General features: G+C 62.8%; 21 protein-coding genes. 13 read left to right on the plus strand and 8 right to left on the minus strand.

The window, feature by feature from the left end; translation table 11 throughout:
* The first annotated feature begins 19 nt into the window (after window positions 1-19).
* The 7 genes from rseP (at window position 20) to lpxB (ending at window position 8342) form a co-directional block, all read left to right on the plus strand.
* Entirely contained in the window at window positions 20-1162 is a 1143-nt protein-coding gene (rseP, locus tag NKJ55_RS04355) for an RIP metalloprotease RseP (protein ID WP_352448821.1), read from the plus strand.
* 217 nt (window positions 1163-1379) lie between these two features.
* Window positions 1380-3734, plus strand: coding sequence for an outer membrane protein assembly factor BamA (gene bamA / locus NKJ55_RS04360; protein ID WP_352448822.1), 2355 nt, complete (start codon window positions 1380-1382; stop codon window positions 3732-3734).
* A 180-nt stretch (window positions 3735-3914) separates the two neighbouring features.
* Window positions 3915-4973: a UDP-3-O-(3-hydroxymyristoyl)glucosamine N-acyltransferase gene (gene lpxD, locus NKJ55_RS04365; RefSeq protein WP_352448823.1), complete on the plus strand. Its 1059-nt coding sequence runs from the start codon at window positions 3915-3917 to the stop codon at window positions 4971-4973.
* The gene (gene fabZ, locus NKJ55_RS04370; RefSeq protein WP_023674942.1) at window positions 4966-5430 is read left to right on the plus strand and encodes a 3-hydroxyacyl-ACP dehydratase FabZ; all 465 of its coding nucleotides are present in this window, start codon (window positions 4966-4968) and stop codon (window positions 5428-5430) included. The genes lpxD and fabZ overlap by 8 nt, the downstream gene beginning before the upstream one ends.
* A 13-nt stretch (window positions 5431-5443) precedes the next feature.
* The gene (lpxA, locus tag NKJ55_RS04375; RefSeq protein WP_352448824.1) at window positions 5444-6277 is read left to right on the plus strand and encodes an acyl-ACP--UDP-N-acetylglucosamine O-acyltransferase; all 834 of its coding nucleotides are present in this window, start codon (window positions 5444-5446) and stop codon (window positions 6275-6277) included.
* A 6-nt stretch (window positions 6278-6283) separates the two neighbouring features.
* Window positions 6284-7186, plus strand: coding sequence for an LpxI family protein (locus tag NKJ55_RS04380; protein ID WP_352448825.1), 903 nt, complete (start codon window positions 6284-6286; stop codon window positions 7184-7186).
* The gene (lpxB, locus tag NKJ55_RS04385; protein ID WP_352448826.1) at window positions 7176-8342 is read left to right on the plus strand and encodes a lipid-A-disaccharide synthase; all 1167 of its coding nucleotides are present in this window, start codon (window positions 7176-7178) and stop codon (window positions 8340-8342) included. Before NKJ55_RS04380 ends, lpxB begins: the two co-directional genes overlap by 11 nt.
* Window positions 8343-8448: 106 nt before the next feature.
* On the opposite strand, the gene gltA is transcribed toward lpxB, so the two are convergent.
* Together gltA and gltX are read right to left on the minus strand one after the other, a co-directional pair.
* Entirely contained in the window at window positions 8449-9777 is a 1329-nt protein-coding gene (gltA, locus tag NKJ55_RS04390) for a citrate synthase (RefSeq protein ID WP_023674946.1), read from the minus strand.
* A gap of 179 nt (window positions 9778-9956) precedes the next feature.
* Window positions 9957-11378 (minus strand): glutamate--tRNA ligase, encoded by a 1422-nt coding sequence (gene gltX / locus NKJ55_RS04395; protein WP_352448827.1) that lies wholly within the window; start codon window positions 11376-11378, stop codon window positions 9957-9959.
* 96 nt (window positions 11379-11474) lie between these two features.
* Between gltX and NKJ55_RS04400 the strand changes: the two genes are divergently transcribed.
* A complete protein-coding gene (locus tag NKJ55_RS04400; protein WP_352448828.1) occupies window positions 11475-13940 on the plus strand; it encodes a ComEC/Rec2 family competence protein in 2466 nt (821 codons plus the stop codon).
* Here the strand turns inward: NKJ55_RS04400 and lexA are convergent.
* On the minus strand, window positions 13934-14668 hold the full coding sequence (gene lexA, locus NKJ55_RS04405) for a transcriptional repressor LexA (protein ID WP_352448829.1): 735 nt from the start codon (window positions 14666-14668) through the stop codon (window positions 13934-13936). The genes NKJ55_RS04400 and lexA overlap by 7 nt on opposite strands.
* Before the next feature lie 446 nt (window positions 14669-15114).
* On the opposite strand from lexA, the gene kynU reads away from it, so the two are divergent.
* Both kynU and NKJ55_RS04415 read left to right on the plus strand, forming a co-directional pair.
* The gene (kynU, locus tag NKJ55_RS04410; protein ID WP_352448830.1) at window positions 15115-16362 is read left to right on the plus strand and encodes a kynureninase; all 1248 of its coding nucleotides are present in this window, start codon (window positions 15115-15117) and stop codon (window positions 16360-16362) included.
* 98 nt (window positions 16363-16460) lie between these two features.
* A complete protein-coding gene (locus NKJ55_RS04415; protein ID WP_352448831.1) occupies window positions 16461-17291 on the plus strand; it encodes a hormone-sensitive lipase in 831 nt (276 codons plus the stop codon).
* Between the two features lie 7 nt (window positions 17292-17298).
* On the opposite strand, the gene NKJ55_RS04420 is transcribed toward NKJ55_RS04415, so the two are convergent.
* Genes NKJ55_RS04420 through NKJ55_RS04440 form a run of 5 tightly spaced genes read right to left on the minus strand, consistent with a single transcriptional unit; the run spans window position 17299 to window position 22729 of the window.
* Entirely contained in the window at window positions 17299-18504 is a 1206-nt protein-coding gene (locus tag NKJ55_RS04420; RefSeq protein WP_352448832.1) for a molybdopterin molybdotransferase MoeA, read from the minus strand.
* Window positions 18504-19010 carry a cyclic pyranopterin monophosphate synthase MoaC gene (gene moaC, locus NKJ55_RS04425; RefSeq protein WP_352448833.1) on the minus strand — a complete coding sequence of 169 codons (507 nt, stop codon included), beginning with the start codon at window positions 19008-19010 and terminating at the stop codon, window positions 18504-18506. Before moaC ends, NKJ55_RS04420 begins: the two co-directional genes overlap by 1 nt.
* Before the next feature lie 2 nt (window positions 19011-19012).
* Window positions 19013-19825 (minus strand): indole-3-glycerol phosphate synthase TrpC, encoded by an 813-nt coding sequence (gene trpC, locus NKJ55_RS04430; protein ID WP_352448834.1) that lies wholly within the window; start codon window positions 19823-19825, stop codon window positions 19013-19015.
* A 4-nt stretch (window positions 19826-19829) separates the two neighbouring features.
* Window positions 19830-20840: an anthranilate phosphoribosyltransferase gene (gene trpD / locus NKJ55_RS04435; RefSeq protein WP_352448835.1), complete on the minus strand. Its 1011-nt coding sequence runs from the start codon at window positions 20838-20840 to the stop codon at window positions 19830-19832.
* Window positions 20837-22729, minus strand: coding sequence for a SurA N-terminal domain-containing protein (locus tag NKJ55_RS04440; RefSeq protein ID WP_352448836.1), 1893 nt, complete (start codon window positions 22727-22729; stop codon window positions 20837-20839). Before NKJ55_RS04440 ends, trpD begins: the two co-directional genes overlap by 4 nt.
* 142 nt (window positions 22730-22871) lie before the next feature.
* Between NKJ55_RS04440 and tpiA the strand changes: the two genes are divergently transcribed.
* The 3 genes from tpiA to NKJ55_RS04455 all read left to right on the plus strand — a co-directional run bounded on the left by tpiA (window position 22872) and on the right by NKJ55_RS04455 (window position 25576).
* A complete protein-coding gene (gene tpiA / locus NKJ55_RS04445) occupies window positions 22872-23639 on the plus strand; it encodes a triose-phosphate isomerase (protein ID WP_352448837.1) in 768 nt (255 codons plus the stop codon).
* A 163-nt stretch (window positions 23640-23802) separates the two neighbouring features.
* A complete protein-coding gene (gene secG / locus NKJ55_RS04450; RefSeq protein WP_254817294.1) occupies window positions 23803-24255 on the plus strand; it encodes a preprotein translocase subunit SecG in 453 nt (150 codons plus the stop codon).
* 199 nt (window positions 24256-24454) lie between these two features.
* Entirely contained in the window at window positions 24455-25576 is a 1122-nt protein-coding gene (locus tag NKJ55_RS04455) for a L,D-transpeptidase (protein ID WP_352448838.1), read from the plus strand.
* Window positions 25577-25719: the final 143 nt, after the last annotated feature.

Below are 25719 nucleotides of genomic sequence, written 5' to 3' on the forward strand. Positions count from 1 at the left end.
ATGAATTTGAGGGCATGAATTGAACGAGATTTTTCACGCGGTTTTCAGCACAGAGGGCTTTGTCCTCGGCACGCTGGTGCCTTTCCTGTTCGTGCTGACCGTGGTCGTTTTTGTCCACGAAATGGGCCATTACCTCGTCGGGCGTTGGTGCGGTATCGGCGCAAAAGCCTTTTCCATCGGTTTCGGCCCAGAGATCATCGGCTTCAACGATAGCCGCGGCACGCGCTGGAAGCTTTGCGCCATACCGCTCGGCGGCTACGTCAAGTTCGTCGGCGACATGAACGCGACGTCGAGCCAGCCCAGCTCGGAGGAGATCGAGGCACTGAGCGACGAAGAACGCAAGGTGGCCTTCCACACGCAGCCGATCTGGAAGCGCGCGGCGACCGTCGTGGCGGGGCCGCTGTTCAACTTCCTGCTGACGATCGCCGTCTTTGCCGTGCTGTTTTCCGTCCATGGCCGGCCCGTGCTGGAGCCGATGGTGGCTGAGGTCACCGTCGGCAGTCCGGCCGCCGCGGCCGGCATCATGCCCGGCGACCGATTCGTCAGCGTCGACGGCAGCAAGGTCGAGACCTTTGCCGACGTCCAGCGTCTGGTCTCTGGCCGCGCCGGCGACAGCATCACCTTCGTCATGCTACGCGGCGGCAAGGAAATCACCGTCACGGCGACGCCGCGCTTGATGGAACAACAAGACGCACTGGGCAACAAGGTCCAGGTGGCCGTGATCGGCGTCGTCAACAACAAGGAACTCGGCCAGCCGCGGCTGATCACCTATAGTCCGGCCGGGGCGGTCGGGGCAGCGGTCCAGGAAACCGGACACGTCATCCAGCGTACCGGCCAGTTCCTGCAACGTTTCGTTGTCGGTCGCGAGGACAAGTGCCAGCTGGGCGGGCCCATCAAGATCGCCAAGATGTCGGGTCAGGCGGCAAAGCTCGGCTTTGAATGGCTCGTGCAGCTTGTTGCATTCCTGTCAGTCGGGATAGGGATTCTCAACCTTTTGCCGATTCCCCCCCTCGACGGAGGGCATCTTCTGTTCTACGGCGTGGAGGCTGTCATCCGGCGGCCGGTGTCCGAACGCATGATGGAAATGGCTTACCGAAGCGGACTCATATTGGTGCTCGGGTTCATGGGCTTTGTTTTCTGGAACGATCTGTTTGGGTGCTGAAATCATGAAGGAATTTGGCTTCGGCACGAGCAATGTTGAGACGCCGTTTACCATGCGTGGGGATATGCGTGACGCGAAAGCCACGCCGCAGGGTTAAGTAAATACAAATTAACCAGAAGCCTTGCGTGTAGGGAAAATCCGGTTAATACGGTAGGGGAAATTACCGCACGTCCGGTTTTCTCGCCGTGGGGACTTCGAGAAAAGGTACAAAAGCCCGATGAAGGCAGCATCCAAGTTTCTGAGCGCCGCGTCCGCGGTGGCTATGTCCGCCGCTCTGGTTGTACCAGGCGCGCTCGCAGTGCAGTTCGTTGCCACATCGGCCGCCGAGGCGGCTGTCGTCTCCAGAGTCGAAGTCACCGGCAATCAGCGTGTCGACGCGGACACCATCCGCAATTACGTGACGATCAAGCCCGGCAAGGCGTTTTCCAGTTCGGATATCGACGATGCGGTCAAGGCGCTGTTTGGCACCGGGCTGTTTTCGGATGTGCAGATCAACCAGGTCGGATCGACGCTGGTCATCAAGGTGTCGGAATACCAAGTCGTCAACCAGGTGCTGTTCCAGGGCAACAAGAAGCTCAAGGACAACGCGCTTGAGGCCGCGGTGCAATTGAAGCCGCGCGGCACCTTCTCGCAACAGCAACTCGATGCCGATGTCGAGGCGGTCAAGGCCGCATACCGGCGTATCGGCCGCGACGATGCCGCCGTGACCACCCAGATCATGGATCTCGGCGACAACCGGGTAAACGTGGTCTTCAACATCAACGAAGGCGGCCGCACCCAGATTGCCGCGATCAATTTCGTCGGCAACAGCGCCTATTCGAGCCGCCGGCTGTCGGACATCATCTCCACCAAGCGCTCGTCCTTCCTGTCGTTCGTGCTGCGCGACGATGTTTATGACGAGGACAAGCTGCGCGCCGACCAGGAGCTGCTGCGCCGCTTCTATTATAATCACGGCTATGCCGACTTCCAGGTCGTCTCGGCTGTCGGCGAACTCGACGACACAACCAACAAATACACCGTCACCATCACGGTGCAGGAGGGCGAGCGTTATACGTTCGGGGATGTCAGCGTCGAAAGCACGATCCCCGAGGTCGACGCCAAGTCGCTTGAATCGGTGGTCGAGACCCACAAGGGCGATGTCTACAACGCCAAGAACGTCGAGGACACGATCATCGCCTTGACCGAAAAGGTCGCTGGATCCGGCTATGCCTTCGCCCAGGTGACGCCGCGCGGCGACCGCAACTTCGAGAACCACACGATCTCGGTCGTCTATACGGTCGACCAGGGTACCAAGGCCTATATCGAGCGCATCGAGATTCGCGGCAACGATCGGACGCGCGACTACGTCATTCGCCGCGAGTTCGATGTCAGCGAAGGCGACGCTTTCAATCAGGTCCTCATCCAGCGCGCGAAGAGGCGGCTGGAAGCACTCGATTATTTTGAAAAAGTCGAAATTTCCACCGTTCCGGGTTCTGAGCCGGACCAGGTTGTGCTGGTGGTGGATGTGGTCGAGAAATCGACCGGTGAGTTCACGGTCGGCGCCGGTTATTCGAGCGGCGGTGAAACGTCAGGTCCGTCCGTCGAAGGCTCCATCAGTGAGCGCAACTTCCTCGGTCGCGGCCAATTCATCAAGGTGGCGGCGGGCGGTGGCAAGAACTCGCGCGACTACAGCTTCTCTTTCACCGAACCCTATTTCCTCGGCCGCCGCATCGCGGCCGGCTTCGACATCTACAAGCAGAGCCGAAACTACGACCATTACGACAGCGACACGACAGGCGCGACCGTTCGCTTCGGCCTGCCGATCACAGACAATATCTCGACGCAACTCGCTTATAATATTGCGCAAGAGAAGTACGAGTTCGATGAGGGCTGCGACCCAGCGGCCGGTTGCGACGTGTCCCAGGCGATCCAAAACGGCGTTAACGAGAGCCCATGGCTCAAGTCTTCGGTCAGTCTCGGCCTGATCTACAATACCATCGACGACATGAAGAACCCGCATGACGGTATTTATGCCAATGTCGGCACGGAAGTGGCCGGCCTCGGCGGCGACGCCAAGTTCATCAAGGTCACGGCGCGCGGCAGCATTTATCAGACGCTGTCCGAACAATTGGACCTGGTGGGCCTCATTTCGGGCGGCGCCGGCCATGTCCAAGGCTATGGCAACGGCGATCTGCGCGTCTTCGACCATTTCCAGAGCAGCGACCGTATGATCCGCGGTTTCGAATATGGCGGCATCGGCCCGGTTGCTTCGGACAACAGCAATGACCATCTCGGCGGCACCACCTACTTCAATGCCTCGGCGGAAGCGCAGTTCCCGCTGCCGGTCATCCCCGAAAGCTTCGGTTTGCGTGGCGCTGTGTTCGCCGATGCGGCAACGCTCTACGGCAGCAAAATCGCAAGTGGCCTTGTCAATTCTTCGACAACCGGCATGGAATGGCGCGCTTCCGTCGGTGTCGGTTTGATGTGGGCATCGCCTTTCGGCCCGATCCGCATTGACTATGCGATCCCGGTCAAGAAGGAAAAGACCGACGACGTGCAGGAATTCAACTTCGGCATATCGACCCGCTTCTGATGTGCGGGCAATGATGCTTCCGGCTCGTTTGGGTCCGGATGGCAGTGATCCGACACTACAGCGCAGCGCGTCCTATCGGACGCGCAAAGGACGTTGTAGCACTTTGATTTGCGCATGATCCTTTCCGAGGGTCGATTTCCGATTTTCGGGGTCATGCGCTAGCTGGATATTGCTTCTGGAATGACCGATCCGGTGTTCTTCGCGCCCTCACGCCGGTATACGGCCGGCGAAGTCGCGAATCTGACCGGCTCGACGCTTGTTGATTCCGGTCTCTCCGACGTATCGATCGAGGCTCTGGCGCCCGCCAACGAAGGCGGCGAGAACGCCCTTGTCTTCGTCGATGGCAGGCGCAATTTCGCCCTGATGCAGTCACTGCGGGCGGCGGCGGTTCTCTGCCCTGCCGAATTTGCCGGCAAGGCGCCGGCGGGCATCGCGGTGCTGGTGCATCCGCGCCCGCAGCAGGCCTTCGCAATGGTCGGGCGTCTGCTTTTTCCGGCGGCTGCAACGCCTGGACCGATGACCGGCGAAACCGGTATCTCGCCGCACGCCCATATCGATGCGACCGCCCATGTCGAGGCTGGCGCGATCATCGAAGCGGGTGCGATCATCGGACCTCGCGCTGCCATCGGCAGCGGGACCGTCATTGCCCCGCATGCGGTCATCGGTCCGTCTTCGCAGATTGGCCGCGACGGCTATGTCGGTCCAGGTGCCAGCGTGCAATATGCGTTGATTGGCAATCGCGTCATCATCCATGGCGGTGCCAGGATCGGCCAGGATGGCTTCGGTTTCGTGGCCGGCGCCAAGGGTCCGGAGCGGGTTCCGCAGATCGGCCGCGTCATCATCCAGGACGACGTCGAGATCGGGTCGAATACGACCGTCGATCGCGGCGCCATGTCCGACACGATCATCGGCCAGGGCACCAAGATCGACAATCTGGTGCAGATCGCGCACAACGTTCGCATCGGCCGCAATTGCATAATAGCCGGGCTTTCGGGTATTTCCGGTTCCGTGACGGTAGGCGACAACGTCACCATGGGTGGCGGTGTCGGCCTTGCGGATCATTTGACCATCGGGTCCGGGGCCAAGCTTGCGGCAAGAAGCGGGTTTATGAGCAATGTGCCTGCCGGTGAGATTTGGGGAGGATATCCGGCGCAGCCGATGGCGGAAGCCATGCGCGAGATAGCGGCCTTGCGCAGACTTGCACGGACGCGCAAACAGGGTGAGGGGGGAAATGGCTGACATCGCAGCGGCGACGCTCGAAGCGGTTGACATAATGCGGCTGATGAAGCTCCTGCCGCACCGCTATCCGTTCTTGATGATCGACCGTATTGTCGACATAGATGGCGACGAATCCGCCATCGGCATCAAGAACGTCACCATAAACGAGCCGCATTTCCAAGGTCATTTCCCCGACCAGCCGGTCATGCCCGGCGTGCTGATCATCGAGGCGATGGCGCAGACGGCCGGCGCCATCTGCATCCGCAGCCTTGGTACGGAAAAGCCGTCGCTGGTTTATTTCCTGACCATCGACAATGCCAAGTTCCGCAAGCCGGTCGTTCCAGGCGACCAGCTGAAAATTCATGTGAAGAAAATCAAGAAACGCGGCAATCTTCTCAAATTCGCTTGCGAGGCCCTCGTCGATGGCGCCAAGGCGGCGGAAGCCGAGATCTCGGCGATGATGGTCGCAAGCGGCTGACAAACGAATGCTAATGAAAATCCAGACAGTCATCCATCCATCGTCGGTCATCGAGGCAGGCGCCCAAATCGGCGAAGGCGCCCGCATCGGGCCCTTCTGTCACGTCGGCCCCGACGCCGTGATCGGCGACCGCGTCGAACTGGTCAGCCATGTCTCGGTGATTGGCGCGACCACCATCGGTGCATCGACCAAGGTCTATCCGATGGCGATACTGGGCGGGCCGCCGCAGAACACCAAGCACAAGGGCGGCCGTACCACGCTGGTGATCGGCGAGAACTGCACGATCCGCGAAGGTGTCACCATGCATGTCGGCACCGATTCCAGCCGCGGCGAGACGACGATCGGCGACAACGGCAATTTCCTTGCCTATGCCCATATTGCCCATGACTGCGTGGTCGGCAAGAACGCCACCTTCGCCAATCAAGCGACGTTAGGCGGGCATTGCGAAGTCGGTGACAATGTCTACATCGGCGGCCTTACCGCGGTTCATCAGTTTGTCCGCATCGGCGATAACGCCTTTCTCGGCGGTTGCTCGGCGATCGTCGGCGACGTCATTCCTTACGCCATCGCCGTTGGCAACCGTGCCAGCCTTCGCGGCCTCAACATCATTGGCCTGAAGCGCGCCGGCCTGCCGCGTTCGGAGATCCACTTGCTGCGCAAAGCCTACAAGACGATCTTCGATCGCTCCCGGACTGTCGGCGAAAACATCGAATTCGCCAAGGCGGAATTCGCCTCGTCACCGATTGCCATGAAGATCGTCGACTTCATCGCCGGTCGCGGCAAGCGGCACTACGCCGTGCCGTCGCTCAAGGGTAGCGACGGCGACGATACCGATGATGAAGACTGAGGGCAGATGACGAAAATTGAGGCTGCCGGAAAGGGCCTTGATCTCGCGCCAGATGCCAAGGTCGGCATCATCGCCGGCGGCGGCAGTCTCCCGGTCGAAATTGCCCGAGCGCTCGCCCGGCAAGGCAAATTGCCCTTCGTCGTGATGGCGGCCGGCGAGGTCGATCGCATAGCCGATTTCGAGCCCTATGAGCAGGCAACCTTGAGGCTGGAAGACGTCGGCTCGCTGCTGCCGATCCTTAAGCGGCATCACGTTACGCATCTCGTAACCGCGGGTCATATCACGCGACGCCCCAGGCTGAGCGCCATGCGCCTCAATTTGGGCCTGCTCGCGTGGCTACCCAGCCTCTTCGTCGGTGTAACGCGGGGGGACGATACGGTGCTGAAACTGTTCGTGCGCAGGATCGAGCGCAGCGGCATCAAGGTCGTCGGCGCTCACGAGATCGTGCCGGAGCTGGTCGCCGCCGAAGGCCTGCTGACCAAGGCGGCGCCACGCAAATCCGACTGGCGCGACATCGAGGCGGCGCACGCGGCGGCAAAAGCCATCGGCGCGCTGGATATCGGCCAAGCGGCTGTTGCGGTCGGCGGCCGCGCCATTGCGTTGGAAGGCGTCGAAGGCACCGACGGGCTGCTCGAGCGGACAAGGGAGTTGCGCGGGCACGGCAGGCTGGCCGGCGGGAGCCGCGGTGTTCTGGTCAAATGCGCCAAGCCCGGTCAGGAACTGCGTGCCGATCTGCCCTCCATCGGCCCGCTGACCGTCGAGGCGGCGCATGCCGCCGGACTGGCCGGCATTGCCGTCGAAGCCGGTCGCTCGCTAGTGCTCGAAGGTCCCGCCACCATCGGACGTGCCAATGCGCTCGGCCTGTTCGTAATCGGCCTGCCTGCTGCGGAGCCGGCGCATGGCGAATGAGCGGCCGTTGAAGATAGCCGTCGTCGCCGGCGAGGAGTCCGGCGACCTGCTTGGCGCCGACCTTGTGCAGGCGCTCAAGCGCATGACCGGGCGCGAAGTTCGGCTTGTCGGCATCGGCGGCCGCCATTTGCAGGCGCTCGGCCTGGCGCCATTGTTCGACGGCAGCGAGATCGCACTGATGGGGCTTAGCGCCATCCTGCACGACCTGCCGCGCCTGATGCGGCGGATCGGCCAGACGGCAAACGCGATTGCCGGTGAAAAGCCCGATTGCCTTATCACCATCGACAGTCCGGATTTCTCGCTGCGCGTCGCCAAGAAGGTGCGTGCCGCCGATCCGACTATCCCGATCGTCCACTATGTCTGCCCGAGCGTGTGGGCTTGGCGGCCGGGCAGGGCGGCAGCGATGAAGCCATATGTCGATCACATTCTTTGCATCCTGCCGTTCGAGGTGAAGGAACTCGCTCGCCTGGGCGGGCCGCCCGGCACCTATGTGGGGCATCGCCTTGCACACGATCCGGGCATAATCAGTGCCGCCAGGGCGCAGGCGCAGCCGCGTGACCTGTCCGCAGATCACGTCAAAACGTTGCTTGTACTGCCTGGTTCGCGTCGTGGTGAGGTGCGACGCATGGTCGGGCCGTTCGGCGAGACGGTGTCGATCCTGCGGGCGCGCGGGCACCGCTTGCGCCTGCTGTTGCCGACGGTGCCGCACGTCGCCGATCTGGTCAGGACCTCGGTCGCGAGCTGGGACGAGAAGCCGGAGATCATACTCGATGCCGAACGCAAATGGCAGGCCTTCGGCAAGGCCGATGCGGCGCTGATCGCATCGGGGACAGTATCGCTGGAACTGGCACTGGCGAGTGTGCCGATGATCTCCTGCTACCGGCTCGATCCGGTCATGCGCATGGCGCAGCCGCTGATCAAAGTATGGAGCGCAGCCTTGCCCAATCTCATTGCCGACCGGCCCGTTGTGCCGGAACACTACAATCAATATGTGCGGCCGCATTATCTGGCGCGGCAGTTGGAAGCGCTGTTCTCCGATACCGCCTACCGCACCTGGCAGAAGCACGGTTTTGCCGACATTGCCGGGCGTATGGCAACCGCCAAGCCGTCAGGCGAGATTGCCGCGGGTGTGGTGATGGGGATGGGGAGGAAGTGAGTGAATTGTGAATAGTGAATTGTGAATAGTGGTTTCTATGGACAGGGAGCGACGCTTCGCTACTCCCATTCACCATTCACCATTCACCATTCACCATTCACCACCTTCACCGCTTCGCGATTGGCACGTAGTCCCGTTCCGGCGCGCCGGTATAGAGCTGGCGCGGGCGACCGATCTTCTGGTGCGGGTCCTCGATCATCTCCTTCCACTGCGCGATCCAGCCGACGGTGCGGGCGACCGCGAACAGCACGGTGAACATGGTGGTGGGAAAGCCCAGCGCCTTCAGCGTGATGCCGGAATAGAAATCGACGTTCGGATAGAGCTTCTTCTCGATGAAATAGGAATCGGTCAGTGCGATCCTTTCCAGCTCCATGGCGATGTCGAGCAGTGGATCGTCCTTGATGCCGAGCTCGCCCAGGACCTCGTGCGCGGTCTTCTGCATGATCTTGGCGCGCGGATCGTAATTCTTGTAAACGCGGTGGCCAAATCCCATCAATCGGAACGGATCGTTCTTATCCTTGGCGCGCGCAATGAATTCCGGGATGTGATCGACATGACCGATCTCGCCCAGCATGTTCAGGGCTGCCTCGTTGGCGCCGCCATGTGCGGGACCCCACAGGCAGGCGATGCCGGCAGCGATACAGGCAAAAGGATTGGCGCCCGACGAGCCGGCCAGGCGGACGGTCGAAGTCGAGGCGTTCTGTTCGTGATCGGCGTGCAGGATGAAGATGCGCTCCATCGCGCGGGCCAGCACCGGATTGATCTTGTATTCCTCGCAAGGCACGGCGAAGCACATATGCAGGAAATTGGCTGCGAAATTCAGCTCGTTCTTCGGGTAAATGAATGGCTGGCCGATGTGGTATTTATAGGCCATCGCCGCGATCGTCGGCATCTTGGCGATCAGCCGCATTGACGCGACCATGCGTTGATAGGGGTCCGAGATATCGGTGGAATCGTGATAGAAGGCCGACAGCGCGCCGACCACGCCGCACATCACCGCCATCGGATGCGCATCACGGCGGAAGCCGGTGAAAAAGCGCGACATCTGCTCATGCACCATGGTGTGGCGCGTCACCCGGTAGTCGAAATCGTCCTTCTGCGCCTTGGTCGGGAGTTCACCATAGAGCAAGAGATAGCAGACTTCGAGGAAGTCGCCGTGCTCGGCCAATTGGTCGATCGGGTAGCCGCGGTGCAAAAGAATGCCGGCATCGCCATCGATGAAGGTGATTTCCGATTCGCAGCTCGCCGTCGACGTAAAACCGGGATCGTAGGTAAAGACGCCGGCGGTGTTGTAGAGCGAACCGATGTCGATGACGTCAGGTCCTACCGAACCACTTCGTATCTTGAATTCATGGGTTTTGCCGCCGAGTTCCAGCTTGGCCGTCGATGCCTGGGTTTTGCCGCCAAATTCCATTTTTGTCGCAGGTTCGGTCATAGCAAACTCCTTTTTGTTTCCTCAGGCCGGCAAAGGCAAAATATCTGAACCCAACACGTCAAAAGCATCGGAATACGCACATTTGCGCCCGCAATTGAATCTGCGCGGCAGATTAGGCCAAGACCCAATGTTGCACTGCGAAACACACCTTTCAATGCCAATCTTCTTGGGCCAGTTTGCTAATCGATTTGATCAGCGATCCGCGCCAGGCTTTCCTCGCGGCCAAGCACGGCAAGCACATCAAAGACACCTGGCGAGGTACTTTTGCCGGTGAGCGCGGCGCGCAAAGGTTGGGCCACGGCGCCGAGTTTATGGCTGGCGGCCTGCGCATAGTCGCGGATCGCGGCTTCGGCTGAGGCGGCAGACCACTCCGAAACCGTGGCTAGTGCCGCATGAGCGCCCCGCAGGATCGCGCGCGCCTCACCGCTGAGCAGCGCCGCCGCCTTCTCGTCGACCGGCAGCGGCCGCTCGACGAAAAGGAATGCAGCCCCTTCAACAAGTTCGACCAGCGTCTTGGCGCGCTCCTTCAGGCCCGGCAAAGCGGCAAGCAGTTGCGCCCTGCGTCTGTCGTCGAGGCGCGCGGCGATTGCCGGGCCGCCTTCAAGATAGGGCAGAGTGGCGATGAAGATGTCGAGCAGCGCCGCGTCGTTCATCCGGCGCATATGCACGCCGTTAAGCGCCTCGAGCTTGGCGAAGTCGAAACGGGCGGCGCCCTTGTTGACATCGCCAATGTCGAACCATGCAATCATGTCGGCGATCGACATGATCTCATCGTCGCCGTGGCTCCAGCCAAGCCTCGCAAGATAGTTGAGCAGCGCCTCCGGCAGGTAGCCCATGGCGCGATAGGCTTCGACGCCAAGCGCACCGTGCCGCTTCGACAGCTTGGCGCCGTCGGCACCGTGGATCAGCGGGATATGCGACATCGACGGCACCTTCCAGCCCATGGCCTGATAGATTACGGTCTGGCGTGCGGCGTTGGTCAAATGATCGTCGCCGCGGATGATGTGGGTGATGCCCATGTCGTGATCGTCGACGACGACGGCATGCATGTAGGTGGGATTGCCGTCCGAGCGCAGAATAATGAAATCGTCGAGATCCTTGTTGGGAAAGCGCACGTCGCCCTGGACGCGGTCATGCACCACCGTCTCGCCGTCTGTCGGCGCCTTGATGCGGATCGCCCCCTTGGCGCCGGGCGGCGCCTCCGACGGGTCGCGGTCGCGCCAGCGTCCATCATAGCGGGGAGGCAGCCCCTTGGCCCGTGCGCTCTCGCGCATTGCCTCTAGCTCGGCAGGCGTCGCATAACAATAATAGGCCTTGCCCATACGAACGAGCTCCTCGGCCACCTCGCGATGGCGCGGCGCACGCTCGAACTGCGACACCGGCTCGCCGTCCCATGTCAGGCCAAGCCAGGAAAGCCCGTCGAGAATGGCCGCGCTTGCCGCATCGGTGGAGCGCTCGCGGTCGGTGTCCTCGATGCGCAGCAGCATCGTGCCGCCTGTGTGCTTGGCATACAGCCAGTTGAACAGCGCCGTCCGCGCGCCGCCGATGTGCAGGTAGCCGGTGGGCGAGGGGGCAAAACGGGTGACGACCTTATCGGGCATGGAACTCTCAGGCGGGCGAAGGAAGTGGGTTTGCGGACTTTCGCGCGTTGCGCGTTCATGTAGCATAGGAGGTCGAGGGCGCAAGGGGCAGACCCGATGGCTGTGCGAGGCCGTGGTACGGGCGAGGGCGAGGACGTTGGCAGCGGCGTCAGCGAACGCTTGCTGTTTGCCGCTCCCCCGCCTGTCCTGCCGGCACCGGCATTGCTACCTGCTCCGCGCTTCGATGCTCCGTCGCTGCCGGCCAGCGACCGAGCAGCGGTTCTCGTGCCCGCGGGCGAGCCCATCGTACGCCTGCCCAGGCGTTTCCGCCTCCCGTCACCGTCCCGTATCCGCAACAGCGTAACCACGGCAGCCGGCCTGGAACTTGACCGCGGCATTGCCTTCCTGCTGGTGCCGGTGTTCCTCGCATGCGGGGTGGTCGTATATTTCGGGCTGTCGGTGGAGCCGGCCTTTCCACAGCCGATCGCAATCGCGCTCCTCGCGGCCCTTTGTGCCGTCGTCTCGCGGTCATGGCCCAGGACGCGCCTGTGCTTCATGGTGGCGCTGCTCTGCGCGCTTGGCGTACTTGCCGCCAAGTTCGAGACATGGCGTGTCGGAATGCATATGCTCGGCTCCGAAATCTCGACGCGGCTGACGGGTCGCGTCGTATCGTACGAGCCCATGGCAAGCGGCCGCATCAGGCTGACAATCGATGTGATCTCAACGGCCAGGCCGACACTGCGCTACATGCCGGAACGGGTCCGCGTTTCGGCGATGAAGATACCGGCTGAGCTGACCGCCGGTTCCGAGATCACCGGCTATGTGCGGCTGCTGCCGCCGACCGGCCCGGTGCGGCCCGACAGCTATGATTTCTCCTTCGACAGCTATTTCGCCGGTATCGGCGGCAGCGGCTTTTTTCTCGGCAATCCGAAAGTCGTGTCGTCGGGCAGCATGCCGCTTGGCGCGCAGCTTTCTTCCGCGATCGAAGACGCGCGCGAATCCATCGCCGACCATATCCGCAGCCGCATCGGCGGTGCCGAGGGCGAGATTGCTGCTGCGCTGATCGTCGGCGTGCGCGCCGGCATTCCCGAGGAGATCAACGAAGCGATGCGGCGCACCGGCATCTACCACATCATCTCCATCTCGGGGCTACATATGGCGTTGGTCGCCGGCACCATCATGGCGCTGCTGCGGGGTGCCTTTGCGCTGTTTCCCGATTTCTCATCGCGACGGCCGGTCAAGAAATATGCCGCGGCCGCCGCGCTTTTTTCGATTGCGGCCTACCTCGTCTTTTCCGGCATTGTCGTGGCGGCCGAACGCAGCTTCATCATGCTGGCGGTGATGCTTATCGCCGTGCTGTTCGACCGGGCCGCGCTCACCATGCGCAACCTGGCGATCTCGGCCATCGCGGTCATCCTGGTGTCGCCGCACGAGGTGGTCGGTCCGAGTTTCCAGATGTCCTTCGCCGCGACGGCGGCCCTTGTCGGCGCCTATGCAGGCTGGTCCGATTACCGCGCCGGCAGGGCCACCATGCCGCCGCCGCGGCTGTCGCCGCTACGCTTTGCCACTCGAAAGGTCCTGCTGGGCATGTGCGGTCTGGCGATGACCTCGATCATTGCAGGGAGCGCCACGGCGCTTTTCGCCATATGGCATTTCCAGCGCGTGGCGCCGCTCAGCCTGTTCGCCAATCTGGCCATCATGCCCATCGTCTCACTGGTCGTCATGCCCTTCGCCGTTCTCAGCGCGCTGGCGATGCCGTTCGGTGCGGATGGCCCTTTCCTCTATGTCATGGGCAAGGGGCTGACGGCGATGATCGCCCTGTCCGGGTGGATCTCGGAGCGCTCGCCGATCGATGCGGTCGGGCTGATTTCGCTGAGATCCGTCCTTCTGGTGACGATCGCCCTCGTCATTGCCAGCATGGCGACGACCTGGTTGCGGCTGGCGGCACTTCCTTTTGCGCTCGCCGGCTTGCTGACGACAACGCAGACACGCATACCCGACGTATTGGTCTCGGAGGACGCACGGCTGGTCGCGCTGCCGATCGGCAGCGGTGAACTCGCGGTCAACCGGGCACGCCCGAATGAGTTCACCATCGACAACTGGAAACGCGCGCTCACATCAGAGACTATCGTCGCGCCGGAAACACCTGCAAAGAACGACCCGCAATTCGACATTGCCGATCCGGCCGACCTACCGCCGGGCATGCCGTTCATTTGCACGGACGGCCTCTGCCTTGCCAGGCATCCATCCGGCGCGATCATCGCGCAAGCCAAGGACCGCGATACTGCGCGGCCAGCCTGCGCCTTTGCCAGCTTGATCGTCATCGACGACGCCACCGCGCATAACCCCTGCTACTACGACCGGCTGGTCCTCGTCGTCACCAAACGGCAACTGGCGCGCGCGGGAAGTGCCGCCGTCTACTTCGATCCACAAGCGGCAACGCGCGCCGAAATCCGTTTCGCGGTCGAAAAATCATACCGGCCCTGGCACGTGCAGCGGAAATTTTCACGCGCGGCACGGGGCCTGCCACCATACCGCAGGGCCGACAACCCCAAAGCCGGCGCCAAGGGCGGGGCTCAGTAGCGGCGGATCAGTCCGACGAGCTTGCCCTGCACCTTGACCCTGTCTGGTCCGAAGATGCGCGTCTCGTAGGCCGGATTGGCGGCTTCCAGGGCGATCGAGGCGCCCTTGCGGCGGAACCGCTTCAGCGTCGCTTCCTCCTCGTCGACCAGTGCCACCACGATCTCACCGGGGCTCGCCGTATCGGCATTGCGGATGATCACCGTGTCGCCGTCGAAAATGCCGGCCTCGATCATCGAATCGCCTTTGACCTCGAGCGCATAATGCTCGCCGCCCATGATCATATCCGGCGGCACCGAAATCGAATGCGTCTGGTGCTGGATGGCGTCGATCGGCACACCGGCGGCGATGCGGCCCATCACCGGGATCGAAACGGCGGCGACGACATCGTCGTCATTTCCGGCTGCGGGCACGCGCGACGATGTCGGCTTGCCTTGCCGAGGACCGCCTTGCCCAAGACTGCCCTGGATGACACTCGGCGAGAACTTGCGTGCCGCATTGAGGCCGGGGGCGATCGAGTCAGGCAGGCGCAGCACCTCCAGCGCACGGGCCCGGTTGGGCAAACGGCGAATGAAGCCGCGCTCCTCCAGCGCCGTAATCAGCCGGTGGATTCCGGATTTGGAAGCCAGGTCGAGCGCTTCCTTCATCTCGTCGAAGGAAGGCGGGATACCGCTTTCCTTCAACCTTTCGTGGATGAACATAAGCAGTTCGTGTTGTTTGCGTGTCAGCATAGCGACCCCCAACAGAATCAGAAAAACAAACCCAGAACAAACACTATCTGTTCCAGTTGTGTTCCGCAACTGTTTAAAGTTTAATGAATGCGTTAAGGCTCGGGAAACAAACGACGTCCCTACCGGGGTACCGTATTTTCACCGCCGCGAGCCTCATCGCCTTGATTCTGCTTTCGTTTGCGCCCTTCTGGCTTCCCGGAGGCCACATTGACATCGGCCGTCGGTCGGCAAAGGGCACGGAAGTGAACCCCTATCGACTGTGCGGTTTGGTCGATGCACCGTGAACGAAACGAACTCAAAACGCCAACCTCGGGTTAAGTCCCCGGTTTCCACCGCCTGGTCAGGCTGCTTCTCGCCGGTGGAGCCTTGCTGCGCGCAACCAGGGAATGGAAGAACAGTCGACGCGTGTCGGGCGTTGCGTTGGATCTTGGGGGAGCAGACAAATCATGACAGGAATTCCCGATCTCGTGGCCATAAAGGCGATGGATGCCGCGGATCCGCTGCGCGCGATGCGCGACCGCTTTGTATTGCCGCAAGGAGTGGTCTATCTCGACGGCAATTCGCTAGGAGCTGCTTCACGTGCCGCTTTCGATGAACTGCGCAAGGCCGCGACCGAAGAATGGTCGCATGATCTCATCCGCGCATGGAACACGGCCGGCTGGTTCAACATGCCGCTTGAACTTGGCGACCAGCTCGGGCGCCTGATCGGTGCCGCGGCCGGCCAGACGGTGGTCTGCGACACGACATCGGTCAACATCTACAAGCTGCTGCACGCCGCCATGGCCATGCGACCGGAGCGGCAGGTCATCGTCGCCGAGGGCGATAGTTTTCCGACGGACCTCTACATGGCTGAGGGTGTGGTTTCGACGCGAAAAGATACGCTGCTGCGCCTCTCGGGGGTCGACGCGCCGAGCATCGAAGAGCTGATCGACGAACGCACCGCCGTGGTGCTGGTCAACCACGTCAACTACAAGTCGGGCGAACTGCGCGACATGCCGGCGCTGACGCGCAGGGCTCAGGAAGCCGGGGCGATGATCGTCTGGGATCTCTGCCACACCGCCGGCGCGATGCCAGTCGAGCTCGACAAGGCAAACGCCGATTTTGCCGTTGGCTGCACCTACAAATATCTGAATGGCGGCCCGGGCGCGCCTGCCTTCATCTATGCGGCTGAGCGGCATCTTTCCGACATCCAGCAGCCGCTCACCGGCTGGTGGGGCCATGCACGGCCCTTCGCCTTCGAGCCAGGCTATGCGGCCGGCACCGGCATCCGCCGGTTTCTGTGCGGCACCCAGCCGGTGCTGTCGATGCGCACGCTGAAGGGCGCGCTCGACATCTGGAACGATGTCGACATGACGGCGGTGCGCAAGAAGAGCATCGCGCTGGCGGATCTGTTCATCGAGCTTGTCGAGGCAAAGTGCGGCACTTACGGGCTCACGCTCGAAAGCACGCGCGATGGGGAAAAACGCGGCAGCCAGATTTCATTCATGCATGAGCATGGCTACCAGGTCATGCGCGCGCTGATCGAACGTGGCGTGATCGGCGATTTTCGCGCGCCATCGACCATGCGCTTCGGCTTCACCCCGCTCTATGTTGGCTATGCCGATGTCTGGCAGGCCGTCAAAGTGCTTGAGGACATCCTGCGCACCGGTGCGTGGAGGGATGCGCGCTTCGCCATCAAAGCAGCTGTCACTTGAGATTGATGCGAGAGCTGGAATCGTGAGGCTGGCGACGACGCGCGCCGCGCGATGCTCACGGCTACGTTGCAAGGCCATATTGCCAGGGAGGGCGCAGGGTGTTCGAACGTCACATTGCCGATTGGGACAACGCCTATGCCAACGGCGCCAACATAGCCGGCAGCGATCGCTGGCCGGCGGCCTGGATCGAGCCCGCGCGGGTTTTCCGCGACGTGCTTTCGACCGAGGGCAGGGCGCGGCTCGACATGGCCTATGGCGACAACCCATGCAACCGGCTCGATCTTTTCCTGCCGGCCATCAAGCCTAAGGGACTCGTGGTGTTCGTTCATGGCGGCTACTGGATGGAATTCGACAAGAATTTCTGGTCGCATCTTGCCGCTGGCCCTGTTGATCGCGGCTATGCGGTGGCGATGCCGTCCTACACGCTCTGTCCGCAGATACGCATCGGCGGCATCGTCAAGGAAGTCGGCGCGGCGATCGGCAAGGCGGCGGCGATCGTTGCAGGGCCGCTGATGCTGACCGGGCACTCGGCCGGCGGCCATCTTGTTAGCCGGATGGTTACGGCGACGACGCCGCTGGCGCCCGAAGTCGTCCGGCGCGTTCGTCATGTGGTGTCGATCTCGGGGGTGCACGATTTGCGCCCGATCATGCGCACCGGCATGAATGAGACGCTGGCGATCGATGAGGCCGAGGCGCAGGCCGAAAGTCCGGTGCTGCTGCGCCCGATGGACAAGGCCCGCCTGACCTGCTGGGCCGGCGGCGGCGAGCGCGCCGAATTCCTGCGTCAGAGCGCGTTGCTGGCCAACATCTGGATCGGCCTGGGTTCCGCGACCAGCTCGGTGGTCGAACCTGACCGGCATCATTTCAACATCATCGACGGTTTGGCCGATCCAGACCATCCGCTGACCCGGACCTTGATTTCGGAGTGAGGCAGGTTCAGCGTAGCATCAGCACGTCGCAGGGGGAGCCCGCCGCCGCGGCAGGAGCGAACGGCGTGCGAACGATCAGCCCGTCGGCATCGGCCAGCATTTTCAGCATCGAGGAGTCCTGGATGCCGAACGGCGTCGCCACGAGCGTACCGGCGTCATCTATGACAACAGCCCGCACATAATCTTGCCTGAGATCGTTGGCCGGCATGGCGGCACCGAGCCGTGCCCGACGTATATCCTGCTGAAAGGCGCGGCCGCCGAGCCGCGCCAGCAGCGGCTTCAGGAAGAGCTGAGTGCAGACCAGGCTTGCCACCGGATTGCCGGGCAGGCCGATGCAGCGAATGTCTCCCAGCCGCCCGAACATCAGCGGCTTGCCCGGCCGCATGGCGATCTTCCAGAAATCGAGCGTCATGCCTTGCCCGGTCAGTACGTCATGAACGAAGTCGTGGTCACCGACCGAGGCACCGCCCAGCGTGACGATGACGTTCGCGCCAGCCTTCACGGCCTTTTCAACCAGCGCAGCGATCGCCTCCCTGCGGTCCGGCGCGATGCCAAGGTCGAGCGCGCGCGCACCGACCGACTGTGCGGCAGCGGCGACACCATAGGCGTTAGAGGAGATGATCTGGTCGGGGCCAAGATCGCTGCCCGGCGGCAGCAATTCGTCGCCGGTGGCGATGATGGCGACCAGCGGCCGTTTGACCACGCGCACCTCGGGGTGATTGGCCGATGCCGCCAGCGACAAGGCCGCCGGGTCGAGCAGGCGGCCTTTGGGCAGCAGGACATCGCTCTTGGCGAAATCGAGCCCGAGGCGGCGGATGTTGCGCCCCTGCACCGTCGGTTCCGTCACTTCGACGCTGCCGCCACCGAGATCGCGGACGTTCTCCTGGATGACGATAGTGTCGGCGCCTTCGGGAAGCGGCGCGCCAGTAAAGATGCGCACGGCCTGCCGCTGCTGCACCGTTCCGGCAAAGCCGCGTCCGGCCGGCGCCATGCCGACCACCGAAAGCTTTGCCGGTACGGACGCGATATCGGCCGCCCGCACGGCATAGCCGTCCATGGCGGAGGCGTTGAACGGCGGCTGGGTGCGGAGCGCCACAACCGGCTCCGCCAGCACGCGGTCGGCGGCATCCAGCAGTGCGACGCGTTCGTCCGGCAGCGCTGCTGCGCCGTCCAGCAGGCGCTCGAGCGCCTCGGCAACTGGGACCAGCGCCATTATCGGCCTGCCTCGGTGGCCCCGTCTCCGGTGATCTTGTAGTCGCCGGATTTGCCGCCGGTCTTTTCAACCAGCCTGATGCCGGAGATGACCATGGCGCGGTCGACCGCCTTGGCCATGTCGTAGATGGTCAGGCAAGCGACCGAGACGGCACTCAGAGCCTCCATCTCAACGCCGGTCTTGCCGGTGACGCGGGTCAATGCTGTCACCTTCAGGCCGGGCAGCGCGGCGTCCGCCTCGATATCGACAGATATCCTGGTCAGCAGCAGCGGATGGCAAAGCGGGATCAGTTCATGCGTCTTCTTGGCCGCCATGATGCCGGCAATGCGCGCGGTGCCCAGCACGTCGCCCTTCTTGGCGTCGCCGGCGAGGATCATGTCCAGCGTCTCGGGCCGCATCGCGACAAAACCTTCTGCGACTGCCGTGCGCACCGTCTCAGCCTTGTCGCCGACATCGACCATGTTGGCTTCGCCCTGCGCGCCAAGATGGGTGAGGGCGGCCGCCATCCTCAAACGACCTCTGCCGGCGCCTTGCCCGTCAACAGCAGGCGCGTTGCCGCGGCCACGTCCTGCTGGCGCATCAGGCTCTCGCCGACCAGGAAAGTCGCAATGCCGCTCTGCTCCAGCCGACGGCAATCGTCGCGCGAAAAGATACCGCTCTCGCTGACCAGATGGCGGTCGGCCGGCACCATCGCTACCAGCCGCTCCGAGGTCTGTAGGCTGGCTTCGAAGGTCCGGAGATTGCGGTTGTTGATTCCGATCAGCCGCGACGACAGCTGCAGCGCGCGTTCCATTTCAGCCTCGTCATGCACTTCGACCAGCGCGTCCATGCCGAGCCCGAACGCTGTCGCTTCGAGTTCTCTTGCCAACGCGTCGTCGACGCTGGCCATGATGATCAGGATGGCATCGGCGCCCCATGCCCTGGCCTCGTAGACCTGATAGGGGTCAAACAGGAAATCCTTGCGCAATGCAGGCAGCTCGACGGCAGCGCGCGCAGTGGTGAGGAATTCGGGCGCGCCTTGGAAGGAGGGTGCGTCGGTCAGCACCGAAAGGCAGGCGGCACCGCCCTTCGCATAGGCCCTGGCCAGCGTCGGCGGATCGAAATCGGCGCGGATCAGGCCTTTGGATGGGCTAGCCTTCTTGATTTCGGCAATCAGCGCGAACCTGCCGGATTTGCGCTTTGCTTCAAGGGCGGAAAGAAAGCCGCGCGGCGCGTCGGCATCCGTCGCCCGTGCCTTGATCTCGGCGAGCGGCACGCGCGCCTTGGCCGCCGCGATCTCGTCGCGCTTGTAAGCCTCGATCTTGCGCAGGATGTCGGACATGGTTTTAACCGTTCGAAATCTCGATCAGCCTGTCGAGCACTTTCAGCGCGCGGCCGCTGTCGATGGCCTGCGCCGCCGTTACCATGCCGTCGGCAAGCGTCGTCGCTTTGCCGGCCACCACCAGCCCGGCGCCGGCATTCATCAGCACCGTATCGCGAAAGGCGCCGGCTGCGCCGCCCAGCATGTCGCGCAGTGCCTGGGCGTTGTGGGCGGCGTCGCCGCCGCGCAACTCGTCCTTGTTGTGCCGCTTCAGTCCGACGGCTTCCGGGGTCAGCGTAAAGCTGCGGATCTCGCCGCCGGCCAGTTCGGCGACAAGTGTCTCGCCGGTGGTGGTGATCTCGTCATAGCCGTCGCCATGGACGATCCAGGCATGGTCGGCACCAAGTTCCTTCAACGTTTCTGCCACCGGCATGATCCATTCGGGCAGGAACACGCCGACCATCTGCCGTCTGACACTCGCCGGATTGGAAAGCGGGCCCAGCAGGTTGAAGATGGTGCGGGTTCCGAGCTCGACCCGGGTCGGGCCGACATGCTTCATCGCCGGGTGATGCGCCGGCGCGAACATGAAGCCAATGCCGGCCTCGTGGATGCAGCGGCCGATCGTCTCCGGAGGGATGTCGATCTTGACGCCCAATGCGATCAGCACATCGGCGGCGCCGGTCAGCGAGGACAGTCCGCGATTGCCGTGCTTGGCGACGGGCACGCCGCTGCCGGCGATGACGAAAGCGGATGCGGTCGAAATGTTGACGCTGTGCGAATTGTCGCCGCCGGTGCCGACAATGTCGATGGCGCCCTCGGGGGCTTCGACACGCAGCATCTTGGCGCGCATGGTGGCGACGGCGCCGGCGATCTCGCTGACGGTCTCACCGCGCACGCGCAATGCCATCAAGAAGCCGCCGATCTGGCCGGGGGTAGCATCGCCCGACATGATGATGTCGAAGGCCTCGCGCGCCTCCTCGAAAGAAAGAGCGCTGCCGGCGGCGACCTTGGCGATGTGGATCTTCAGCGCGCTCATCTGGCCAGGGCTTGGGTTACGGCCGTCTGATCGATGCGGACGTCATATTGCGTCTGCAACTGCGCTACCAACTGGTCGAGCAGGTCGTCGGACATGCCGGATGTGAAGGACTTCTGTGCGTCCTCGGGTACTGAGCTGGCGTCGGCCCCGGCGGGCTCGAATACCTCGGCAACCTTGAACAGGATCTGTCCGTCGCCCGTGGGCGAGGGGATCAGCCCGGTGCCGCCTTCGCCGACGCCGAACATCGCGGCGGCGCCTTCCTTGCCGAAATCGACGTCGTCAGCATCGCGCTTGACGCCGCGCTTGGTCTGCTTTTCGAGCTTGAGCTCACCGGCGATCACCTCGAGCGTGGCGCCAGCCTTGAGACGCTTCTCGAGCTCCTGTGCTTTTGCGGTGAGCCGTTTGGTGGTCTCCGCCGCGGTCCAGTCGGCCACGACCTTCTGGCGGACTTCGTCCAATGTGCGGTCGCGGGCAGGCGTGATCGCGCTCACGTCGTAGAAGACGAAGCCATTATCGGCGGTGGTGAGGCCTTCATTGTCGGTTCCGGGTTCGGATTCGAACACCGCCTTGATGAGTGCCGGCGATTCCGGCAGGTCTTTGACGATGCTTCCATCCGGCCGTTGGCCGGTGCGGTCGATGGCATCGATGGTGACGACCTTCAGCTTCAATTTGGCGGCTGCCTCGGCGAGCGAACTGCCCGAGGCGCGCGTATCCTCGTAATTGTCGTGCACGTCCAGCAAGATGCGGCTTGCCTCGCCCAGTGCCAGGTCCTTGCGGATCTGCTCGGACACTTCGGCCAGCGGCTTCACCACTTCGGGCTTGATCTCGGTGACGCGCAGCAGAACGGGACCAAAGGCGCCCTGTACGACCGGGCTGACCTCATTGACGTTTAGTTTGAAGGCAGCATCGGCGACCGCCTTGTCGGCGATCTTGTCCTTGGCCAGCGTGCCGAGCAGCGTGTCGGCCGGCGTCTTGCCTTCGGCAGCGACGATCTTGTCGAAGGTCGCGCCGGTCCTGAGCGAATCGAGCGCCGCCTTTGCGGCATCAGGTGTCTTGAACACAAGCTGCTCGATGGTGCGCATCTCCGGTGTGGTGTAGCGCGCCTTGTTCTTATTGTAGTCGTCGCTGACCTGTTGGTCGGTCACCGCGCTCAAATCCATGATGTCTTCCGGTTCGAGCCTGACATAGGAGAACTTACGGTATTCGGGCGCGGCGTAGGTTTTCTTGTTTTCCTCGAAATAGGCCGAAAGCGCGCTGTCGGACGGCGCTTCTATCGGTTCGACCAGCGATTTCGGCAAGGTCAGGTAGTCGATGGTGCGATCTTCGCCGCGATAGAGCGCGACCGCCTTGAAGAAAGTATCCGGGGCCTTGAGGCCGTCCGAAACCGCCTCGACGATCTGCTGGCGGACCGCGACCTGGGCGCGGTTCTTCAAATAGTCTTCCGGCCGCATTCCGATCTGCCGAAGCAGGTACTCGAAGGTTCTCCTGTCGAAGCTTCCGGCAGGCCCTTTGAACGCCGGGTCTTCACGCGTCAGTTCGGCGAGCCGGTCCTTTGACAGGCCGAGTCCGAGCTTGCGGGCCTGCTCGTCGAGGACAGCGCCCGACACGAGTTGCGCCAGCACCTGGTTGTCGATGCCGAGCGCCGTCGCTTGCTCACGGCTGATGCGTTGGCCGAATTGCTGCGACATGACGCTGAGCTGGCGATCGTAGGCGAGGCGGTATTCGTTGATCGAGACCTTGGTGCCTCCGGCCGTGATCACGGCATCATGGCCGGCAAGACCGCCCATCAGGCGGCCCGAGATGCCCCAGACGGCGAAGCTCAACACCAACAATGACAGCAGCAGTTTAGCGACCCAGGTCCCCGCCGCGCTTCTCAACATACCAAGCATGAGTACTTCCGATTTTTGCGCATTTCGCATGCGCCGAGTCTGAAACAAGCGCAATAGCGCCCTTCCTGCCCACTGTCGATTGCTTTGTGGCCTGATTTTGATAGTGAGGGCCAGCTGGAAATTGCCTGGAGAAACAAATCCCATGACGCCTGGAATCCGCCCGCTCGTCGCCGGCAACTGGAAAATGAACGGCACTAGCGCCTCGCTCAACGAGCTCAGGATGATCGGCAACGGCTTCATGAGTGGGCTCGACGCCGAGACCGAAGCGGTGGTCTGCGTGCCGGCGACCTTGCTTGCGCACGCCGCCGAGATTCTGTCGCGCACGCCGGTGCGGGCCGGCGGAGAGGATTGCCACACCGAGGAAAGCGGCGCCTATACCGGCTGCATTTCGGCCGAGATGCTGAAGGATGCAGGTGCCAGCCATGTCATCGTCGGCCATTCCGAATGCCGCGCCGATCGCAAGGAGGACGATGCCTTGGTCCAGGCCAAGGCCTCCGCCGCATGGCGCGCCGGGCTGGTGGCCATCATCTGCATTGGTGAGACAAGAGCCGAACGAGAAGCAGGAGCCACGCTCGACGTGCTGTCGCGCCAGGTCGCTGGCTCGGTCCCGCCAAACGCCACGGGTTCCAACACCGTCATTGCCTATGAGCCAATATGGGCGATTGGGACCGGCTTGACCCCGACCGCCGCCGACGTCGCCGAGGCACATGCGCATATCCGCGAAGAACTGGCACGGAAGCTCGGCAATACGGCGGCCAAGATGCGCATTCTCTACGGCGGCTCGGTCAAGCCGTCCAACGCCGTCGAGTTGCTCGGCGTCAGGAATGTCGATGGCGCGCTGGTCGGCGGCGCCAGCCTAAAGGCGGCGGACTTCCTCGGCATCGCGGAAGCCTATCGAAACATCGCTTGATACAAGGGCTGCTTGCTGCATTTGAGCGGACGGCCGGCGCCGAAATCGTTGCAAAGGACGCATTGCTTCCCATATTCCGGCCACGGGCTTGGAAATGCCGTCAAAGCATTGTATTGAGCCGCCTCCAAATCAGCGGCCGCACAAGGCCTTGCCAGGGTAAATTATGGAAACCGTACTGATCGTCGTCCACCTCATGGTCGTGCTCGCGCTTGTCGGCGTGGTGCTGCTGCAGCGCTCCGAAGGCGGCGGCCTCGGCATCGGCGGCGGATCGGGCTTCATGACCGCGCGTGGCGCCGCCAATGCGCTGACGCGGGCGACGGCGATCCTGGCTGCCGCTTTCTTCGTCACTTCGCTGACACTGTCGATCGTTGCGCGCTATGGCGAGAAGCCGATCGACATTCTCGATCGCGTGCCGGCGACCTCGGACGGAGCAGGCAAGGGCGTACTCAACCAATTGCCTGGAACCACGACGCCGACGCCGCCTTCGGGCACCACGGCGCCGACCCCGCCGTCCGGCAATGGCGCGGCAACGACGCCGCCGGCAACCGCTCCGGCGACGCCGCCAGCGACAAACGGCGCCACCGCGCCGGCCACGCCGCAGGTCCCCAACCAGTAATAGGGCAACTTATGCCGCGATCTGTTGTCGTTTGAACACAGTCGCGGCAAATGCCGCATGATCACGAAGATTCGACTGCGCCTCACGCTTGAGGCGCTTCCGGCTAATCGATTATACGTTGCACGCGGCATTCTCGGCGTCCTTGGGGGGCGCCGGGCGACGCCGTGGGCAACAAGCATTGAACGATCGGATCTTCCCCATGCAGCTTCGCAGCTTCATTTTTGCCGGCCTTTGTGCCGTGCTCAGCCTAGGTGCGCCCGCTTACGCGGCCATGCCGACGGCAAACTCGGCCCACAAAGCCGCGACAACAACCGACGTCGTCAAGGTCGCTGCCAAAAGCGATGCAGCGCAATTGAAGCTTCTCAAGAAGAAGAAAGATCCGACGCCGGACGACCTTGCGCAGATCCGCAAGATCGAAGCCAAGATCGCAGCCGACAAGGAAGCCGCTCGCGCCAAGGCACTCGAAGCCAGGAAGCTGGCGATGCGTGAGGCGGCGAAAGCCAAAGCCGATGCGGAACGGCAGGCGTTCCTTGCCAAGAAGAGCCAGCCGCTCGCAACGGCCAAGGTGGCTGACGCCACGCCGGCCAAGAAGAAGACCGTCAACATCATCGAACCGATTACGCCCATTGCGCCGATCCAGTCGGCCGAGCCGATCCCGGCCGAGGCCATGAACGTTGCGCTGACCGGCAACAATGGCGAGTTGCGCAGCGAACCGGTCGGGCAGAAGCCGCAGAGCGTCGGGCTTTTCGCGGGACTGTTCGGCGGCACATCCTCTTCGTCGATGTCGCTGCTTCCGGAAACACGCGCGCTCGACGCCGCGCTCGAAAGGAAGCAGGCCAAGCGGCAGTTCAAGGTCAAGGCGGAATTCGTGCCGCAGGAGGTCGAATTCACCGGCTACAACCCCGGCACCATCGTCATCGACACCAGCGCCCGTCGTCTCTACCTCGTCGAATCATCGTCAACCGCCCGCCGTTATGCCATCGCGGTCGGCCGGGAAGGCCTGCAGTTCAAGGGTACGGTTGCCGTCGGCGACAAGCAGGAATGGCCGCGCTGGATTCCGACGCTGGATATGCAAAAGCGCGAACCCAAGCACTATGGCCAGTACAAGGACGGCATGCCCGGCGGCGGCGACAATCCGCTCGGTGCGCGCGCCATCTATCTTTACGACGGCAAGAAAGATACCCACCTGCGCATTCACGGCACCATCGCGCCGCAGTCGATCGGAACCAGCGCCTCCAATGGCTGCTTCCGCATGATCAACGAACACGTCATGGACCTTTACCGCCGGGTGAAAGTAGGCACCAAAGTCGTCATCATCTGACGCTTTGACAGATCGTGCCAAAAGGGCCGGCCTCGCCGGCCCTTTTGTTTTGATACGCCAACGACCAGAGCGCCTTCTTGGGAAAAAGCCTTCGCGGCGGTTTTTTCTCTGGCGGAATCAATTCGGCCGCGTTAAGCGATGAC

The organism is Mesorhizobium sp. M0106, from assembly GCF_040322715.1.
Taxonomy (GTDB): Bacteria; Pseudomonadota; Alphaproteobacteria; order Rhizobiales; family Rhizobiaceae; genus Mesorhizobium.

Coding starts and splice junctions, on each gene's coding strand:
- trpD (WP_352448835.1), bottom strand. CDS start 20,840: ATGAGCGCGCTGAAGATCCACATCGCCAAGGTCGCCGCCGGCAGCGCT.
- NKJ55_RS04455 (WP_352448838.1), top strand. CDS start 24,455: ATGCAGCTTCGCAGCTTCATTTTTGCCGGCCTTTGTGCCGTGCTCAGC.
- bamA (WP_352448822.1), top strand. CDS start 1,380: ATGAAGGCAGCATCCAAGTTTCTGAGCGCCGCGTCCGCGGTGGCTATG.
- NKJ55_RS04400 (WP_352448828.1), top strand. CDS start 11,475: ATGGCTGTGCGAGGCCGTGGTACGGGCGAGGGCGAGGACGTTGGCAGC.
- gltA (WP_023674946.1), bottom strand. CDS start 9,777: ATGACCGAACCTGCGACAAAAATGGAATTTGGCGGCAAAACCCAGGCA.
- NKJ55_RS04420 (WP_352448832.1), bottom strand. CDS start 18,504: ATGGCGCTGGTCCCAGTTGCCGAGGCGCTCGAGCGCCTGCTGGACGGC.
- lpxA (WP_352448824.1), top strand. CDS start 5,444: ATGAAAATCCAGACAGTCATCCATCCATCGTCGGTCATCGAGGCAGGC.
- NKJ55_RS04440 (WP_352448836.1), bottom strand. CDS start 22,729: ATGCTTGGTATGTTGAGAAGCGCGGCGGGGACCTGGGTCGCTAAACTG.
- lpxB (WP_352448826.1), top strand. CDS start 7,176: ATGGCGAATGAGCGGCCGTTGAAGATAGCCGTCGTCGCCGGCGAGGAG.
- tpiA (WP_352448837.1), top strand. CDS start 22,872: ATGACGCCTGGAATCCGCCCGCTCGTCGCCGGCAACTGGAAAATGAAC.
- NKJ55_RS04380 (WP_352448825.1), top strand. CDS start 6,284: ATGACGAAAATTGAGGCTGCCGGAAAGGGCCTTGATCTCGCGCCAGAT.
- gltX (WP_352448827.1), bottom strand. CDS start 11,378: ATGCCCGATAAGGTCGTCACCCGTTTTGCCCCCTCGCCCACCGGCTAC.
- fabZ (WP_023674942.1), top strand. CDS start 4,966: ATGGCTGACATCGCAGCGGCGACGCTCGAAGCGGTTGACATAATGCGG.
- lexA (WP_352448829.1), bottom strand. CDS start 14,668: ATGCTGACACGCAAACAACACGAACTGCTTATGTTCATCCACGAAAGG.
- secG (WP_254817294.1), top strand. CDS start 23,803: ATGGAAACCGTACTGATCGTCGTCCACCTCATGGTCGTGCTCGCGCTT.
- kynU (WP_352448830.1), top strand. CDS start 15,115: ATGACAGGAATTCCCGATCTCGTGGCCATAAAGGCGATGGATGCCGCG.
- trpC (WP_352448834.1), bottom strand. CDS start 19,825: ATGTCCGACATCCTGCGCAAGATCGAGGCTTACAAGCGCGACGAGATC.
- lpxD (WP_352448823.1), top strand. CDS start 3,915: ATGACCGATCCGGTGTTCTTCGCGCCCTCACGCCGGTATACGGCCGGC.
- moaC (WP_352448833.1), bottom strand. CDS start 19,010: ATGGCGGCCGCCCTCACCCATCTTGGCGCGCAGGGCGAAGCCAACATG.